This is a genomic window from Myxacorys sp., from assembly GCF_059501405.1.
In genome coordinates, this window is the sequence record NZ_JCACCM010000137.1 from 1 (window position 1) to 15,230 (window position 15,230).

Annotated in this window: 15 protein-coding genes; 6 read left to right on the top strand and 9 right to left on the bottom strand. The window is 51.6% G+C overall.

Annotated features, from left to right (window positions below):
- Window positions 1-376: 376 nt before the first annotated feature.
- Window positions 377-814 (bottom strand): hypothetical protein, encoded by a 438-nt coding sequence (locus AC5I6P_RS18750; protein ID WP_495695303.1) that lies wholly within the window; start codon window positions 812-814, stop codon window positions 377-379.
- A gap of 83 nt (window positions 815-897) precedes the next feature.
- Window positions 898-1,683: a hypothetical protein gene (locus tag AC5I6P_RS18755; protein ID WP_495695304.1), complete on the bottom strand. Its 786-nt coding sequence runs from the start codon at window positions 1,681-1,683 to the stop codon at window positions 898-900.
- 49 nt (window positions 1,684-1,732) lie between these two features.
- Here AC5I6P_RS18755 and AC5I6P_RS18760 point away from each other — a divergent pair, with 49 nt between their 5' ends.
- A complete protein-coding gene (locus AC5I6P_RS18760) occupies window positions 1,733-1,903 on the top strand; it encodes a hypothetical protein (protein WP_495695305.1) in 171 nt (56 codons plus the stop codon).
- 155 nt (window positions 1,904-2,058) lie between these two features.
- Here the strand turns inward: AC5I6P_RS18760 and AC5I6P_RS18765 are convergent, their stop codons facing one another.
- From AC5I6P_RS18765 to AC5I6P_RS18775, 3 genes are all read right to left on the bottom strand, one after another.
- Window positions 2,059-7,188 (bottom strand): SBBP repeat-containing protein, encoded by a 5,130-nt coding sequence (locus AC5I6P_RS18765; protein ID WP_495695306.1) that lies wholly within the window; start codon window positions 7,186-7,188, stop codon window positions 2,059-2,061.
- A gap of 1,030 nt (window positions 7,189-8,218) precedes the next feature.
- Window positions 8,219-8,491, bottom strand: a complete 273-nt coding sequence (locus AC5I6P_RS18770) for a hypothetical protein (RefSeq protein ID WP_495695307.1) — start codon at window positions 8,489-8,491, stop codon at window positions 8,219-8,221.
- A gap of 1 nt (window position 8,492) precedes the next feature.
- The gene (locus AC5I6P_RS18775; protein ID WP_495695308.1) at window positions 8,493-9,374 is read right to left on the bottom strand and encodes an oxidoreductase; all 882 of its coding nucleotides are present in this window, start codon (window positions 9,372-9,374) and stop codon (window positions 8,493-8,495) included.
- A 118-nt stretch (window positions 9,375-9,492) separates the two neighbouring features.
- On the opposite strand from AC5I6P_RS18775, the gene AC5I6P_RS18780 reads away from it, so the two are divergent.
- On the top strand, window positions 9,493-10,398 hold the full coding sequence (locus AC5I6P_RS18780; RefSeq protein WP_495695309.1) for a LysR family transcriptional regulator: 906 nt from the start codon (window positions 9,493-9,495) through the stop codon (window positions 10,396-10,398).
- A 165-nt stretch (window positions 10,399-10,563) separates the two neighbouring features.
- Here the strand turns inward: AC5I6P_RS18780 and AC5I6P_RS18785 are convergent, their stop codons facing one another.
- Both AC5I6P_RS18785 and AC5I6P_RS18790 read right to left on the bottom strand, forming a co-directional pair.
- Window positions 10,564-11,214 (bottom strand): hypothetical protein, encoded by a 651-nt coding sequence (locus tag AC5I6P_RS18785; protein WP_495695310.1) that lies wholly within the window; start codon window positions 11,212-11,214, stop codon window positions 10,564-10,566.
- 216 nt (window positions 11,215-11,430) lie between these two features.
- Window positions 11,431-12,735 carry a glycosyltransferase gene (locus tag AC5I6P_RS18790; protein WP_495695311.1) on the bottom strand — a complete coding sequence of 435 codons (1,305 nt, stop codon included), beginning with the start codon at window positions 12,733-12,735 and terminating at the stop codon, window positions 11,431-11,433.
- 126 nt (window positions 12,736-12,861) lie between these two features.
- Here AC5I6P_RS18790 and AC5I6P_RS18795 point away from each other — a divergent pair, with 126 nt between their 5' ends.
- Window positions 12,862-13,509 carry a TetR/AcrR family transcriptional regulator gene (locus AC5I6P_RS18795; protein WP_495695312.1) on the top strand — a complete coding sequence of 216 codons (648 nt, stop codon included), beginning with the start codon at window positions 12,862-12,864 and terminating at the stop codon, window positions 13,507-13,509.
- Between the two features lie 9 nt (window positions 13,510-13,518).
- Here AC5I6P_RS18795 and AC5I6P_RS18800 read toward each other — a convergent pair whose 3' ends face one another.
- Together AC5I6P_RS18800 and AC5I6P_RS18805 are read right to left on the bottom strand one after the other, a co-directional pair.
- On the bottom strand, window positions 13,519-13,755 hold the full coding sequence (locus AC5I6P_RS18800) for a GIY-YIG nuclease family protein (RefSeq protein ID WP_495695313.1): 237 nt from the start codon (window positions 13,753-13,755) through the stop codon (window positions 13,519-13,521).
- Window positions 13,748-13,993: a helix-turn-helix domain-containing protein gene (locus AC5I6P_RS18805; protein WP_495695314.1), complete on the bottom strand. Its 246-nt coding sequence runs from the start codon at window positions 13,991-13,993 to the stop codon at window positions 13,748-13,750. The genes AC5I6P_RS18800 and AC5I6P_RS18805 overlap by 8 nt, the downstream gene beginning before the upstream one ends.
- Before the next feature lie 159 nt (window positions 13,994-14,152).
- On the opposite strand from AC5I6P_RS18805, the gene AC5I6P_RS18810 reads away from it, so the two are divergent.
- The 3 genes from AC5I6P_RS18810 (at window position 14,153) to AC5I6P_RS18820 (ending at window position 15,209) form a co-directional block, all read left to right on the top strand.
- Window positions 14,153-14,419 carry a hypothetical protein gene (locus AC5I6P_RS18810; RefSeq protein WP_495695315.1) on the top strand — a complete coding sequence of 89 codons (267 nt, stop codon included), beginning with the start codon at window positions 14,153-14,155 and terminating at the stop codon, window positions 14,417-14,419.
- A 75-nt stretch (window positions 14,420-14,494) separates the two neighbouring features.
- Window positions 14,495-14,953 carry a hypothetical protein gene (locus tag AC5I6P_RS18815; RefSeq protein WP_495695316.1) on the top strand — a complete coding sequence of 153 codons (459 nt, stop codon included), beginning with the start codon at window positions 14,495-14,497 and terminating at the stop codon, window positions 14,951-14,953.
- 16 nt (window positions 14,954-14,969) lie between these two features.
- Window positions 14,970-15,209 carry a hypothetical protein gene (locus AC5I6P_RS18820; RefSeq protein WP_495695317.1) on the top strand — a complete coding sequence of 80 codons (240 nt, stop codon included), beginning with the start codon at window positions 14,970-14,972 and terminating at the stop codon, window positions 15,207-15,209.
- Window positions 15,210-15,230 lie beyond the last annotated feature (21 nt).

Consider the following 15,230-nt stretch of genomic DNA (forward strand, 5'->3'; position numbering starts at 1 on the left):
GAAAGCCTCTTGTTGTCTGGCTTCGACTACTGCCTATTTCCGATTAAGTCTATTAGAAATCATGTTCATAGCCATTGCGAAAAACTACGCAATCTTTTTTTAAGTTATGGAGAAGGCACAATAAACACTTACTTAATTCACCAATACTGTGAACAGCTTTAAATTACCAAGGGTGGAATGCGGGTGTCATCCCGCTTCTACAGCAAAGTAACTAATGAGGACTCAAGGGTTTCAGCCCCCTCGAAAAACTGTCCGAACTATTGTCAATTGCAGCTTTAACCAGCTCATAGCCCTCTAGACTTAGCTCTTCGTCTTGAGTGTAGGTTGTCAAAATCTGTTCTTGAATCATAGAGCTACAAGATATCGAGATACATTCCTACTTCATCAGAATGATTTTCGACTCTACAAGTGAAAATTCTGCATCCAGCATCCAGCAATCGCCAGCAGGCACATCAACCGCAAACCACGTCTCACTATCCAGGTCTTTCACATCCACAACACCCGCAGCACCATCAACGATCGCAAATGGTGCTGTAACCTGCTGCCCTGAAATTCGAGGCAGCAATATCACAACGCCATCGCCAACCCAGATTCGTGGGCGAATGACTCGCCCATTTGCTCGACCGGATTCAAGCTTATCGATCGGGCAGAGAGGCACTGCCCACGCAGGCATGATGCCATCCCGCACACAACTAAAGAAGGCATCGCACGCCGCAGCAGGGATCGAGATATGCTCAGCAGCAGACTGGAAGTAATAAAAATCAGACGGTGATGCTGGCTCGCTGTCCTTGCCCCGGTTGGCATTGACAAACAAACTAGAGAGAGTAGCAATACCTAACTCATGCAGATGCAGTTCTTCATGATGCAGCTTGGCTCCCCACTCTAGCGCCTGAAAAATTAGGCTGATGGGCTGGAAGGCGAAGTTTCTGTGATTGAATCGCTCGTCGTGTCCCCAGTAGTGCTGGATTCGCCAGAAGATGCCGTCCCAGTCGGGTTCGACATCTCCGTCGAGGATTTTCCCAACTCTTCATCCGTGGACGGCTCTTTCGCGGCTTCTTCTTCTGTCTTCCAACCGTTTTTCTCTTTATAAGCAAACGATGCCACTTCACGGACTAGCTCATAGTCCAGAAGCTCTGGATTCATTGTGTCTTCGAGCTTCCAGTTAGGGTCCAGACGGAAGGTAATGATCGCCGTGGCATACACATAATTTTGGTAGGGCAGCGACTCTAGATACTCGTTGGTGAGCGTTGTGATCTCTAAGTAGTAATCGGCATACCAGGCTGGGCTGACCAGTTCAATGCCCTCGCCTGCAACTGAAACGAAGTCACCATTGCTATCAAAGGAAACTGTGATGAATTCGGTTCCTTCAACGGTTTCAATTTTGGTGATTTTGCCCTCTTTGCCTTCTACTGTCACGAGGTCATTTTGAATGAAGCCGCCGAAGAGATAGGCATTGACGCGATCGTTGACGTAAGCAAAATGAGCACCCGTTGCATGAGAAATTCGCTTAGCCAGTGCCGCCAGTGAAAACTGATAGTTGTATAAATCTTGTTTTTTAATGAAGCTATATTCGGCGCGGGTAAGATTTTCGTACTTTTTGATCGGTAAGATTCCAATCTCTTCGTTACCGACATCAATGATTTCGTACTGGCGTATGGGTGCAACTTTAAAGGGAAGTGGCATTATCTGATTTCCTGCTCAACATCGCCTTAGAGGTTCCCACCTGGTAGGAATGTCTAGCGTAGCCGCGCGATCTCAACTCCGCTCAACTCCTCCTGCAATTGGCTTCGCCAAGCTCCGAGGGATCGCGCGGTTTTCTTGTCTCCAGAAACTAAAGATTGATGAGGTGCCGGTGTTGAGCTTGCTGCTGCCAGTGCAGCAGTTGCGGCGGGAACAACCCTAGCCACATCACTGCTGCTATGACTGTGAGCTAGGCGAGCGGACGGAAGAGCCACGTTGCTGACCAGCTGTATCAACCCGCCAACGCCAACCCTTGAAGCAAGGGTTGTCCTCAATACGATCGCACTGAGCCTGCCAATGTACCTAGCTGTGCTGGCTTTAGGCGACTACAAACGGTTTCACACTCCACTCACCCGGCACATTCAGGAGTTCATAGGCTTGCACCTCGCCCAAGCCGCTCATCTGCCAAATCCCAACTTGCCCCGTCGAGGCGTTGCGCCAGAGCAGGTCGGGTGTACTCTCCCCACCCAGGTTGGCCACACCCACAATCTGCCAATTCCCATCCGGCACCGTCGTGAGGAAGTAGCCGCTTTGCAAGCCGGTGCTGTTCATCTGCCAAATCGCATTCTCGCCCGTCGCCCGGTTGCGCCACACAATATCCGCAATCCCATCCCCATCAAAATCAGCCGTACCAGCGACTTGCCAGTTTGGATCAGCGACTTGGCTGAAGAGAAACGCACTCTTGGTCGTGAAGCCGTTCATTTGCCAAATCGCATTCTCACCCGTCGCTTGGTGGCGCCAGAGCAGGTCCGCCTTTCCGTCCCCGTCAAAGTCATCCGTACTCACAATCTGCCAGTTGAGATCGGCGACACTCGTAATGAGCGCGGTGGTTTCGATGACAAAGCCGTTCATCTGCCAGATGGCATTCTCACCGGTTGCCTGATGACGCCACACGAGGTCCGCCGTACCGTCCCCATTGAAGTCGGCGGTGGAAATTATGCGCCAGTTCAAATCGGCGATAGTGGGAAGGTAATAGCCGCTTTGGAAGCCGGTGCTGTTCATCTGCCAAATCGCATTCTCGCCCGTCGCCCGGTGGCGCCACAGGATATCCGCATGACCATCGCGATCGAAGTCGGCGGTACTGCTGATCACCTGCCAGTTCAGATCAGCGATGGTAGGAAGGTAGTAACTGTTCTGGAGCGTGAAGTTATCCAATTGCCAGACGGCGTTTTCGCCCGTACTAGTGGAGGTAGTGCCTGTCGTGCCATTGCGCCACAGTAGCTTTACGTCAGGAGTAATGGTGATGTTAATGCTGCCGTTGCCGCTTTGAGCGGTGCCACTAGTATGCCCCTGGTCATTGACGTTAATGGCGATCGCACCAGACCCATAAAAGTTGGCAGTCGGAGCGAAGGTTAACCCTTGCAAGGCCGCGTTGATGTCGGTGAGAGTGCCGCTAAAGCTGAGATTGCTGCTGCCGTTGCCCGTCAACCCTATCAGTCCGGTCGTGCTGCTCAGGGTGACAGCGCCATTGGTAGCCGTGAGGCTAATCTGCACGGGATTGCTACCTGCATCCACATCGCTGATGGTAATGGCATTGTTGTTCAGGGTGGAGAAGACCAGCGGCGTATCTTCGGTAATGGCGATCGCGGTCGGCGCGGTAACGGTCGGCGCATCGTTAACGGATGCAACCGTAATGGTTTTGTTCGCCGGCGTGCTGGTGCCGCCGTCTCCATCCGTCAGCACAATGCTTAACGTACGAGGGGCGCTGGAGGGTGCCTCCGAGACGTTGCTATAGGCGATGACTCGGAGCAGTGCCTCGGCAGCAGCAGGGCTGGAATCGCTGTTGAAGGTGACGACGAGGGGGGTTGTACCCACACCTCCGGTAAAGGTACCAATGACCCTGCCACTGTAGGTGACATCACTGCCAGAGACACTAATCAGCCCATTGCCCGTGCCCTGGTTGTGAATGGCGAGGCGATCGTCTGCGGTGCCATTGGCGCTATAACTGACGGTCAGGGTGCCGGTGTCAAAATCAGCAGAGCCAACATCCACGACGGTGGCGGTGGGATCAAGCAAGGTCGCGGCGTCATTTTCAGTGTAGCTTAGGGGCGTGGCAGCAATGGTGAGGGTGGGTACCTGCGACAGCTTCAAGAGAAAAATGTTGGTGAGGCCGCCCGCTGCCAGAGTAAAGGTGCCCTCATTGGGGTCAAAGTCGACGGGACCTCGGAAGTAGCCCGTGGTGTAGACATTGCCGCTGCCATCGATGCTGATGCCGTTGGCAAGGTCGTTACTGCTGCCGCCGAGGCGCTTGGCCCAGACGAAGTTCCCGCCCGCATCCAGCTTGCTCACAAAAATGTCAGTGCTACCCGCACTCGTGAAGTTCGTCGTGCCCTCATCCGGGTCAAAGTCGACGGTGCCTTGGAAGTAGCCCGTGGTGTAGACATTGCCGCTGCTATCGACGCTGATGCTTTTGGCTTCGTCGTTAAAGCTACTGCCGAGGCGCTTGGCCCAGACGAAGTTCCCGCCCGCATCCAGCTTGCTGATAAAAATGTCAGTGCTACCCGACACACTGGTGAGGGTCATGATGCCCTCACCTGGATCAAAGTCGACCGTGCTAGCAAAGGTGCCCGTAGTGTAGACATTGCCGTTGCCATCGACGCTGATGCTGGTGGCAAAGTCGACACTGCTGCCGCCGAGGCGCTTGGCCCAGACGAAGTTCCCGCCCGCATCCAGCTTGCTCACAAAAATGTCAGCGCTACCCACACTAGTGAAGTTCATTGTGCTCTCACCGGGGTCAAAGTCGGCGGTGCCTGTGAAGAAGCCCGTAGTGTAGACATTGCCGCTGCCATCGACGCTGATGCCGCTGGCTTCGTCGTTACTGCTGCCGCCGAGGCGCTTGGCCCAGACGAAGTTCCCGCCCGCATCCAGCTTGCTCACAAAAATGTCTTTGCCATCCGCACTCGTGAGGTTCATCGTGCCTGCCCCGGGGTCAAAGTCGACCGTGCCACTGAAGGTGCCCGTAGTGTAGACATTGCCGCTGCCATCGACGCTGATGCTGGTGGCAATGTCGCTCCTGATCCCACCGAGGCGCTTGGCCCAGACGAAGTTCCCGCCCGCATCCAGCTTGCTCACAAAAATGTCAGTGCCACCCGCAGTGACGAGGTTCGTGATACCTGCCCCAGGGTTGAAGTCGGCGACGCTATTGAAGTAGCCCGTGGTGTAGACATTGCCGCTTCCATCGATGCTGATGTCGGTGGCACTGTCGGTACTGCTGCCGCCGAGGCGCTTAGCCCAGAGGAAGTTCCCGCTCGCATTCAGCTTGCTCACAAAAATGTCAGCGCTACCCACACTGGTGAGGTTCGTCGTGCCCTCACCAGGATCAAAGTCGACCGTGCCAGCGAAAGTGCCTGTGGTGTAGACATTGCCCGCTCCATCCACAACAATCTTGGGCTGTGTGCCCAAGGAGCCGCTGGTAAACTGTTGCGCCCGGACAAAGGTCCCTGTCGTATCTAGCTTCGAGAGAAAAATGCTGGTGACGCCGCCCGTTGCCAGATTAAAGGTGCCTGCCCCGGGGTCAAAGTCGGCGGTGCCTTGAAAGGTTCCCGTGGTGTAGACATTGCCGCTGCCATCGACGCTGATGCTGGTGGCTTGGTCGGTATCACTCCCGCCGAGGCGCTTGGCCCAGAGGAAGTTCCCGCCTGCGTCCAGCTTGCTGATAAAAATGTCATCGCTACCCGCATTCGTGAGGGTCATGGTGCCCGCTCCGGGGTCAAAGTCAGCGGTGCGATTGAAGTAGCCCGTAGTGTAGACATTGCCACTGCCGTCGACGCTGATGCTGGTGGCAATGTCTCTACTGTCACTCCCGCCGAGGCGCTTGGCCCAGAGGAAGTTCCCGCCTGCGTCCAGCTTGCTCACAAAGATGTCTGGGCTATACGGCTCACCCGTGAGGGTCATGGTGCCTGCCCCGGGGTCAAAGTCGGCGGTGCCTGTGAAGAAGCCCGTAGTGTAGACATTGCCGCTGCCATCGACGCTGATGCCGTTGGCAAAGTCGCTACTGCTCCCGCCGAAGCTCTTGGCCCAGAGGAAGTTCCCGCCCGCATCCAGCTTGCTGATAAAAATGTCATCGCTACCCACACTGGTGAGGTTCGTCGTACCCTCACCAGGATCAAAGTCGGCGGTGCCGCTGAAGTAGCCTGTGGTGTAGACATGGCCACTGCCATCGACGCTGATGCCCCTGACAAAGTCGCTACTGTTCCCGCCGAGGCTCTTGGCCCAGACAAAGTTCCCATCCACATCGAGCTTGCTGATAAAAATGTCAGTGCTACCCGCACTCGTGAGGGTTGTCGTGCCCTCACCCGGGTCAAAATCGGCCGCGTCCTGAAAGGTTCCCGTGGTGTAGACATTGCCGCTGCCATCGACGCTGATGCTGTTGGCTCGGTCGATACTGATGCCCCCGAGGCTCTTGGCCCAGAGGAAGTTCCCGCCCGCATCCAGCTTGCTGATAAAAATGTCTGTGCTATGCGACGACACACTGGTGAGGGTCATCGTGCCCTCACCAGGATCAAAGTCGGCGGTGCCTTGAAAGGTTCCCGTGGTGTAGACATTGCCGCTGCCATCGACGCTGAGGCCGGTGGCTTGGTCGACATTGCTCCCGCCGAGGCGCTTGGCCCAGAGGAAGTTCCCGCCTGCATCCAGCTTGCTCACAAAAATGTCATCGCTACCCGACACGCTGGTGAGGGTCATGGTGCCCGCCCCGGGGTCAAAGTCAACCGTGCCCGTGAAGGAACCCGTGATGTAGACATTGCCCGCCCCATCCACAACGGTCTTGGACTCTGTGACCAAGGAGCCGCTGGTAAACTGCTGTGCCCAGGCAAAGGTAGCATTATCCAGCACGCCACGGTAGCCCTGCATCGTCGTGGGCAGAAACGCCAGCGCGGCATCGATGGTGCCTTGGTTCACTTCCAAGGTCCAGTTGCCGTCTCTGCCCGCACTCCCTGTCCGGTCATCTGAGGCGGCAACATCAGCTCCGGTTAGGTCACTGAGCCCGTTGACAAACGCCTGACCCAGTTCGCCCTGCGCCACATTGCAGCCGTAGAGCAGAATGTCGGCATCCTTCGTCAGCACATTGCTCCACGACTGGAGCTGTGCTGCATATTGCGGTAAGTCTGCCAGGTCCAGTCCACCCCTGCCAAAGTTCAACCTGCCCGCTTCGCCGTGGGAAAGGATGTGCAGACTCGAAATATCGCGGCGTCCCAGCAGAGTATTGGTGATTTGGGTGATGGCATCTTGGCTCGAGTCCAGCACATGAACTTCCGTACCTGGAGCGACCCCTGCGACCAGCGTTTGATACTCTGCAACGCCACGATCCACAAATAGCAGCGCTTGGCTGGATCGGGTCAGACTCAACGGGGCCACTAACCCACTGATCTCAGGTTGCAGCTGTAAGGGCACAGCCAGAGCAGCATTAGGGGTGGCGATCGCAGAGGGGAAATCAGCTTGGCTAGGCATTGAGACACTCTCGGTCGGATGGCATCGGGATTAAGTCGATCTTGAGATTTCCTTGTGCCCAAACAATCCGAGCAACTACGGTCATTTCCTGAAACCGCTATGGTTGATCCCGCATCTTTACCCTCGCGGCTCATTGCGCCACGAGGGGGGATAGGGATGAAGCCGACATAAAGGTGCCCGATGACCTAGAAGCTGTGCCTAGACGAGTTTGAGAACAGCAGTTATTCGTCCATCCCAGAGCCGCCCGTCTGCATCGGGTCGTAATCGCGCGCAGCATGCCGAGTCGGTGAATGGAATATCCGCCTCCCCAGAAAACTTAACCCTAGCGTTTTCGTGCGGGTTGGACTTCAACGAGGGAAAGCGTGAACGCAACTCTAAAGGAATTGAGGGAAGAGCGAGAGGGTTAATAGTTTCAAGAGCGATCGCCGAATTTAACTTTCAGATCAACGCCAAGAGCTTATTCAACACCTCGAAGTGTTTCTAGTGGCAACTCTCCAACTTTTTCGTTCTCAACTCGGTTCCAGTGGGGGACGCTGATACCCGCCTCTGCCGCCAACTCAGCTAGAAAGTTGTTCGATAGGTGTCTCTGGCTTTAATTCAAGCACTTATGGCACTCACTCTGACCCTCAACCTACTACATAGATTGATTGAACAACGTTTCACCAAAAGTCCACAAGCGCTCTAAAAGTGTCCACAAGCCACCTATGAGATAGATACCCATTATGAGCGTCGCTACATGACGCAACCACGGCTTATTGAACCAAGCTCCTATAAAATTAGCAGTCAAGGAAACTACAGCAAGACCCAGCAGCCAGAGTGGAAATGTTGAATTTTGACCTGTCAATGGTCCTGGAGAATCAAAGTATTGATGTGGAAGCATATCCTATTAATAGTCAAGCTAGAAGATATAGAGCAGACTCAGGTAGATGAAAGCGTCGTCAAAGAAGTTGTTAGGCCCAGTGTGGGTTAATGATCGAAATAAATACACAACGTTTCAGAAAGCTGCGATCTCTTTGTTAGCTGAAATCCGTCACGTTGACGGATTTGCTCGTTGCTGGTGAATCGCGGTCCGAACTTCCCGCGCTCTGACTGTCGATCGCGAAATAGAAAGGCGTGTTGGGTAGCTGCGATCGCTTTTCCCAGTGCGCGGTGACAACCCAACACCAGACCTCAAAATGATTTCCCTCATGGTTTCACAATCGGCATAATGGCTAAAGTGAGCGGCGGCAGATAGCACCGAAGCGCGAAATCTATCTACTGTCCGCTCCACTGTGTTGTTAGGCTGCTGGCAGACCGTATTCAAGTTACCTAACCATTACCTCACTGTTCCTATCTGTATAATCCGTACTGACTGTCACCTGCTGCCAAGCATCTAAATCCGTTTTAATCGATTCCAGTTTTTCCTGAATCAGGGTCATGGCATCCGTGCCTAATGCTAGTCGCATCGGCGGATGAGGATCTTCCACAGCTTGAATGATGGCTTGCGACGCTTTCGCTGGATTGCCAGGTTGCTGACCATCCATCTCTTTGAACCACTGCAATGATGCCGCGCTCACCGAAGCATAGGCATGAATGGGTTGTTCGGCTGCTGCCAGAGAGCGTCCGTTGAAGTCTGTGCGAAATGCCCCAGGCTCAATTAAAGTCACTTTAATTCCAAAAGATTCGACTTCTTTAGCCAGGGCTTCAGATGTGCCTTCTAGGGCGAACTTAGCGCCACAGTAGAGACTGCTTCCGCCAAATCCCACCAATCCTGCCGTAGATGACATATTGACAATGTGACCGCTGCCTTGCTGACGCATTAAAGGCAAGACAGCTCGCATCAGCCGGACTGCCCCAAAGAAGTTGGTTTCAAAAAATTGGTGAATGTCCACATCACTGATTTCTTCGAGTGCGGCAATGAGTCCATGTCCCGCATTGTTGACCAGTACATCAATTCGACCAAAGGTGGCGATCGCTGTATCAATGGCTGCTTGGATGTCCTGGGGCAATGTTACATCCAGACGTACAGCCTTTGCGGTTTCTGGATAGGGTTCAATCAATGCGCGAAGTTGCTCTGGTTCGCGAGCAGTCGCAATGAGGGAGTCGCCCTTCTTCAACACCGCTTCTGCTAGGGCACGTCCGAACCCGGTCGAACATCCTGTAATCAACCAAACTTTGGGAGCAACACGATTTTTGTCTGAGTTCATTTGCTTTCTCCAATATCAAAACGATGAGACGCGCCTCATATCTCTTACGGTAGGAGACAGCTATAAGACTGTCCAATATATATATGACTAGGATTAATAGCTTAGAGATATAAGTGTCATGGAATTACGGCATCTGCACTATTTCATTGCCGTGGCTGAGGAGTTGCATTTTAGTCGAGCAGCAGAGCGATTGGGCATTTCCCAACCCCCGCTCAGTCAGCAGATTCGCAGTTTAGAAGATGAACTAGGCGTCAAGCTGTTTGAACGAACGAAGCGCCACGTGCAGTTGACTGAAGCAGGCAAAGTGTTTTTAGAGCGCTCTTACCTCGTGTTAGCGCAACTCGAACAGGCGATCGAAGTGACACAACGAATCGGGCGGGGTGAGGTTGGACGGTTAGCGATCGGGTTTGTTGATTCTGCAACGTATACCTTACTGCCCGATATTTTAAGGGTCTTTCGCGAACAGTTTCCGGCTATAGAACTGCGATTGCATGAACTGACAACTGCTCAACAAATTCATGCCCTGCATCAAAACCAGATTGATGTCGGCGTTGTTCGTTCTGCCATCACCGAGCCAGGTCTAAGTACAAAATGCGTTTTGCAAGAATCATTGGTATTGGCGTTGCCACAAACTCATCTGCTCTCTGCCCAAGTCAAAGTGTCTGTCTCTACTTTGGCAGATGAATCCTTTATCCTATTTCCTGCCAAACTGGGACCCGTCTTTTATGAGCAGATTATTCAAATTTGTCAACAAGCTGGATTTCGTCCGAAAGTCGCTCAGGAGGCAGTCCAGATGCAAACGATCATCGGCTTGGTTGCAGCAGGACTAGGCATTGCTTTCGTTCCCGCCTCCTTGCAAAATTTCCACAGAAGCGGAGTTATTTACAGACCCTTACAAGAGCAAACCCCTCAGACCGGACTTTACTTGGCGTGGCGGCAGCATGATTCCTCTCCAGTCATCAGAGCATTTCTGGGCTTGGCACAGAAGACGACGCAATGGGAGTCAAATCGTGATGATACGTGAGTAGTTAGCGATCCGTTATCTCACCGAATAATCCCTAAGTACTGTCTCAGCAGTAACCTGAAACAGCCTAACTTATTTCTGCTTGGAGTTCTTCTCAACTGGATAAATGTCCCTTCAAGGCAATGATGCCGTTTGCAAACCGGATAACTTCCGTTTTTTCAGGCTTTATACCGAATTCACGCCGTATAACTGCCGCAATAGGGGAGTTACACGAAATCGCTCTCGAATGAGAAGTGCATTATCGAGCGATTCTAGGGGTAGTGATTGTCCTGTCTTTAAAGCGTCTAATTGTGATTTCAGGTCTTTTACAGCTTGTTGTCCAAAACGTTGTATCCACTCCCAGAGCGCATCGTCGTTAACAGAAACTCCAGCCAATTGCAGCAAGACTTGAGCCGCGAGATTGTAGGGCAAAAACACAGCCAGTAAGCACCCCAGCCGAACAAGTTCCATCGATGTTTGTTGATAAGCTCGAAGCCCAAGCGCCTCATCTAAAGGAATACTTTGGCTCCCTAAGCAACGTCTAGGGCAGCGCCCAACTCGGCGTTTCCACTCGATCCACCCGACTACCGTCAGCATTTGTCGGCAGGCAAACCCCTTGCTCACAAGCTGAGTGTTGCAGACAGGGCAGCGATTCCAGGATATCTGAACTTGAGCACGTTCAGCTAATTGTTGTTCTATGATCACCTTGGCAATTCGCAAGCCCATCAACCGAGCCGTTAGCACAATCGCACTGAAAGAATTTGCCACTTTGAGTTTGTTACACAATTGCTGCCATTCTTCATTGTGTGGAATGACTTGTTCAATAGAAAATTGCATCGAGACTTCTAAAGTTGAGTTTATGCTGAATTCACAGACCTAATCTGATCAACTATGAAAGGAGTGAAACTGAGTGCCAGTTCCCGGATTGCCAGCGTCGAAACATCACTAGTTCCAGGGTTAGCCTGTAAAGAAAATACGCTGTCCAACCGTCCCAGAGCCCTAAACCGAACTGCGGTAAACCAGGCAGAAAGGCTGTTGATTTGGAGGTTGTCATTACTTTCTCAGCACAGGTTGCTTTGTTGTTGCTAAGGTTTCGAGTAACACTGTTGCAATCGTCGGAGAATCATACGAACTGATTTCTTGCTGAAACCGTTGTGCATTCTGCTTGTAAGTTGGAGTAGATAGAATTGCTTTTACTGCATTTCTAATCTGTGCAGGTGTTGGAGTGCTAGTCTTGAGGTCAATTCCTGTCCCTGTCCATTGCACTCTGGCACAGATTTCCGGTTTTTCCTCGGTTTGTCCGGCTGTAGCCATCGGTATTCCGTTTGCCAGAGCAATCTGAACTCCATTGAATCCACCATTCGTGACCATAACATCCACATGAGGTAGCAAATGAGCATGAGGAATAAAGGGTTCAACTCGCACGTTTGCAGGCATGGCTTTTAGCTTAAGGTCGTCAATCGGCTGTCCTCCAGTTGTGGCAACGACTAACATATCTTCAGTCGCCAGAGCTTGCATTGTTGGCTCGATTAGATTACTGGCTTCAGTTGCAACGGTTCCCTGAGTGACATGCACCACAGGCAGTTCACCCTGCAAATCCTGCCACCAATCAGGCAGCACAAAGTCGGTAGGAGCCGGAGGAAGAAAAGTGCCAATAAAGTGAACCTGGGGCGGCAAGTCGCGACGTGGATATTCAAACGAGGGCGTTGTTCCTTGAAGGTAGAGAAATGGGGAGAGCGCAGCGGTGAAAAAATCTTGCCCTTTAGGAGCTAACCCAACACCAGCCCGAGCCTGATCTAAGTGAACTCGCACATCTCGCATCAATATAGTATTTGAGAAGGAGTTCAGTAGCTGATTCCGGAGTAGTCCAAGAACAGAATGATTCGGCTGCATTCCTAAGCCAAATGGAGCGGTATCACGACTCATAAACGGTAAAGCAGACATTCCAAATGCTGCCCACGGTAAGCCTGTTTTTTCCCAAAGCCATGACATCCCCAAAAAGAACACATCACACAGCAATACCTCTGCTGGAAATTCATCCAGAATCTCCGTGAGATCTTGCAGTTGTGTCACCGCTGCATCAATAAAGCCATGTTTGAGATAGAACTTAAACTGATCTACCCCTTTGAGCGCATCCCGTTGTTCTAGCCAGCTTTTCGGAATCGTCTCCGAAATCGTTAGATCAATGCCACGTTGAATCGGAACGTGCCGCGCACCCGTCGCTTCAACCTTGTCCTTCAAACCACGCCCGGTATACCACCACACCTCATGCCCTTGCTCAATGAGCCGTTGCACAATCGGTAAAGCAGGATTGACGTGCCCAGCCGCCGCAATTGTGCCAATCAGAAATCGCGTCATAGATTTATAAATTAAACGTTTATTTCATAAGAATGAAAGATGTGACTTGCTTTTGTCAAGCGTTAATGGAACGTTTATTTCATAGAACCGAGTAGGATGAAAGATGTTGGAAATTAACGGTGACCTATGGCGCGTAAAGCACAATCCTCAGAGCAGTCAAGTCGAGCCGTTCGGGATGCCGAGGCAACGCAGCAGCAAATTCTCAATGCTGCCGAAATTGAGTTTGCTCAGCATGGACTGCATGGGACACGGGTTGACCCGATTGCAACTCGTGCAGGGGTCGCACCTCGGATGATTTACTACTACTTCCAGAGTAAAGAAGGGTTATATCAAGCCGTCTTACAGCGCCCAGCAGCAGTTCTTCAGACTGTATTTGACCAATTGGATCTAGAGACTTTGCCTGCGGATGAAGCCCTGAAAGCTCTACTCCGAGCTACCATTGAATACGAAACGACCAACCGAAATCGTGGAATGTTGCTGTTTCAGGAAGCCATTCAGAACCAGGGACGGTATTTCAAACTGATTAATTGGCAAGAACCGATTGCACAATTAGCAGGCGTTCTAGAACGCGGTGTGCAAACTGATGTATTTCGCCCACTCGATGTTCACATGACGACGCTTAATATCATTGGCATCTGTACGTTCTATGCGAATGCTTATGACAACGTGAAGCATCTCACACCGGATGAGGATCTCCTGAGCCAGGAGATGATTGAACGCTATACACAAGCTGCAATTCAATTGGTGCTAAGTGGTGTTCAAGCAAGTACTTAGACACAGTTTTTATGAGTATGAAGGCAACAAGTGCCCTCTGTAGTTGGAATAAGTAGTATACTTGTACTCCCCTAACTTATCGGTTTGCCCCCATCGCCTTTTTGGATTTGCAGATCGCCCAATATATTGCACTTGCCCTAATGAATTGATCGCGAAATAGATGCACGGCGTTTCAGGCAGTTGCGATCGCAACTCTAAGGGAACCGAGGGAAGAGCGAGAGGGTTGATAGTTTGAGGATCAATCATTGAAGACCACTCCGAAATCGACCCCTAAAACTTCTTCGATTTTTCTGAGCGTGTCTTCTGCTACGCCTCCCAGAACAGACTCTGCCTCTAGTTGATACCAGTAGTTTCGAGAAATACCTACTTTTTTGGCAAGCTCAGTGACTGAGCGATCGTCAGTCTCTCTAGCTTTCTTGATTTGTTCTCCCAAGCCAGGAATATCAATTTCCTGCTTGACGATTCGCCTAACACGCACTGGCATACCTATTGAACCCTCATGCAACAAGTATATGTTAACTGTTAACTAGATGGTTGACAAGTGTTAATTAACAAGGTTACATTAATAGGCATAGAGAAAGCGCCCCGGTCTGGACAACTTAAGCGCTTCCTCCACAAACCCTCTGTTAAAGGATTTACAGTCATGCTAGCAACGATCGCACCTTCCACGCAAACTCGCTTCATTACCGCTCCCAACGCTACCTACAGCGGCATCAAAACGCAGCGCTATCAAGTGAAAGCTAGACGCTTTGAGAACTGCCTAGCCACCCTAGAGTTTCAGACCTTTGATGTCCTCATTCGTCAAGAAGTTTGGGCGAACACCCAACTCAATCGACTCTTGAAATTGGCAACAGGTAACGATTGGCGAGTTGAGGAAAAGCAACTCGCTCAAGTTTGTCACGCCTTCTAATTTCCCCTTCAGGCAGTCACTCGTTTGGGTGACTGCTTCTATCGCCACAGCTACAGCAATAGAACTAAACAAGTCATGGTCACAGCAACTAGAACTGATATTCAGAAGTCTCACGACGACTTCTACGGCTTAACGTGTTTCATCATCAATGGCAAAGAATACGCCGCTTCCAGCATCGAACAGGCAGAGGTCGCCGCTAGAGAGCTGGCAAAGGAATGTCTTGATCTGATCGACACAGAGCTAGTGTTGAAGCACTCTTGTCTCCCACCCGAAGCGGCTTCAATCGTTCGCTACGTGCAAGATGGCTTGCGGGGCGGCGGTGATGAGGCGGATCTATTGCTCTCGGTGATTCGTGATCCTCATGCTTTGGTAGATGAAGCCGTTGCCACCTTTGGGCGATCGCACTTTCTAGGAGTATTTGCCAATGGGATCGAACTCTCCCTCGTTCAGTTTCCCCGCTGGATTGCAGACTTCATCTTGCAAGAGTTGGGGCTAGAGAGTGCGGAGCAGGTTTGTGTTTATCAGTTGGCGTAATCTACGAGGAAGCATCATGTCTCTAACCGAATTCGAGCAGAAGTTAAAAGAACTGATTGAGAACCCCACTCCTCAGCCCCAGTACCAACTCTGGCAGACTATTCGTTGGAAAAGCTACGGTCTACGCACAGACGCCATAGAGGAGAAGCAAGGCAGAATTGCAGGCTTCTACTTCATCTCGGTTGGCATTGCCTTTCAAGACGCTTCTGATCCCGGTTGGTATTATACCAAATCTCTAAAGTCCAGCTACAGATAGTGCTTCAAGAATTGATGCCCG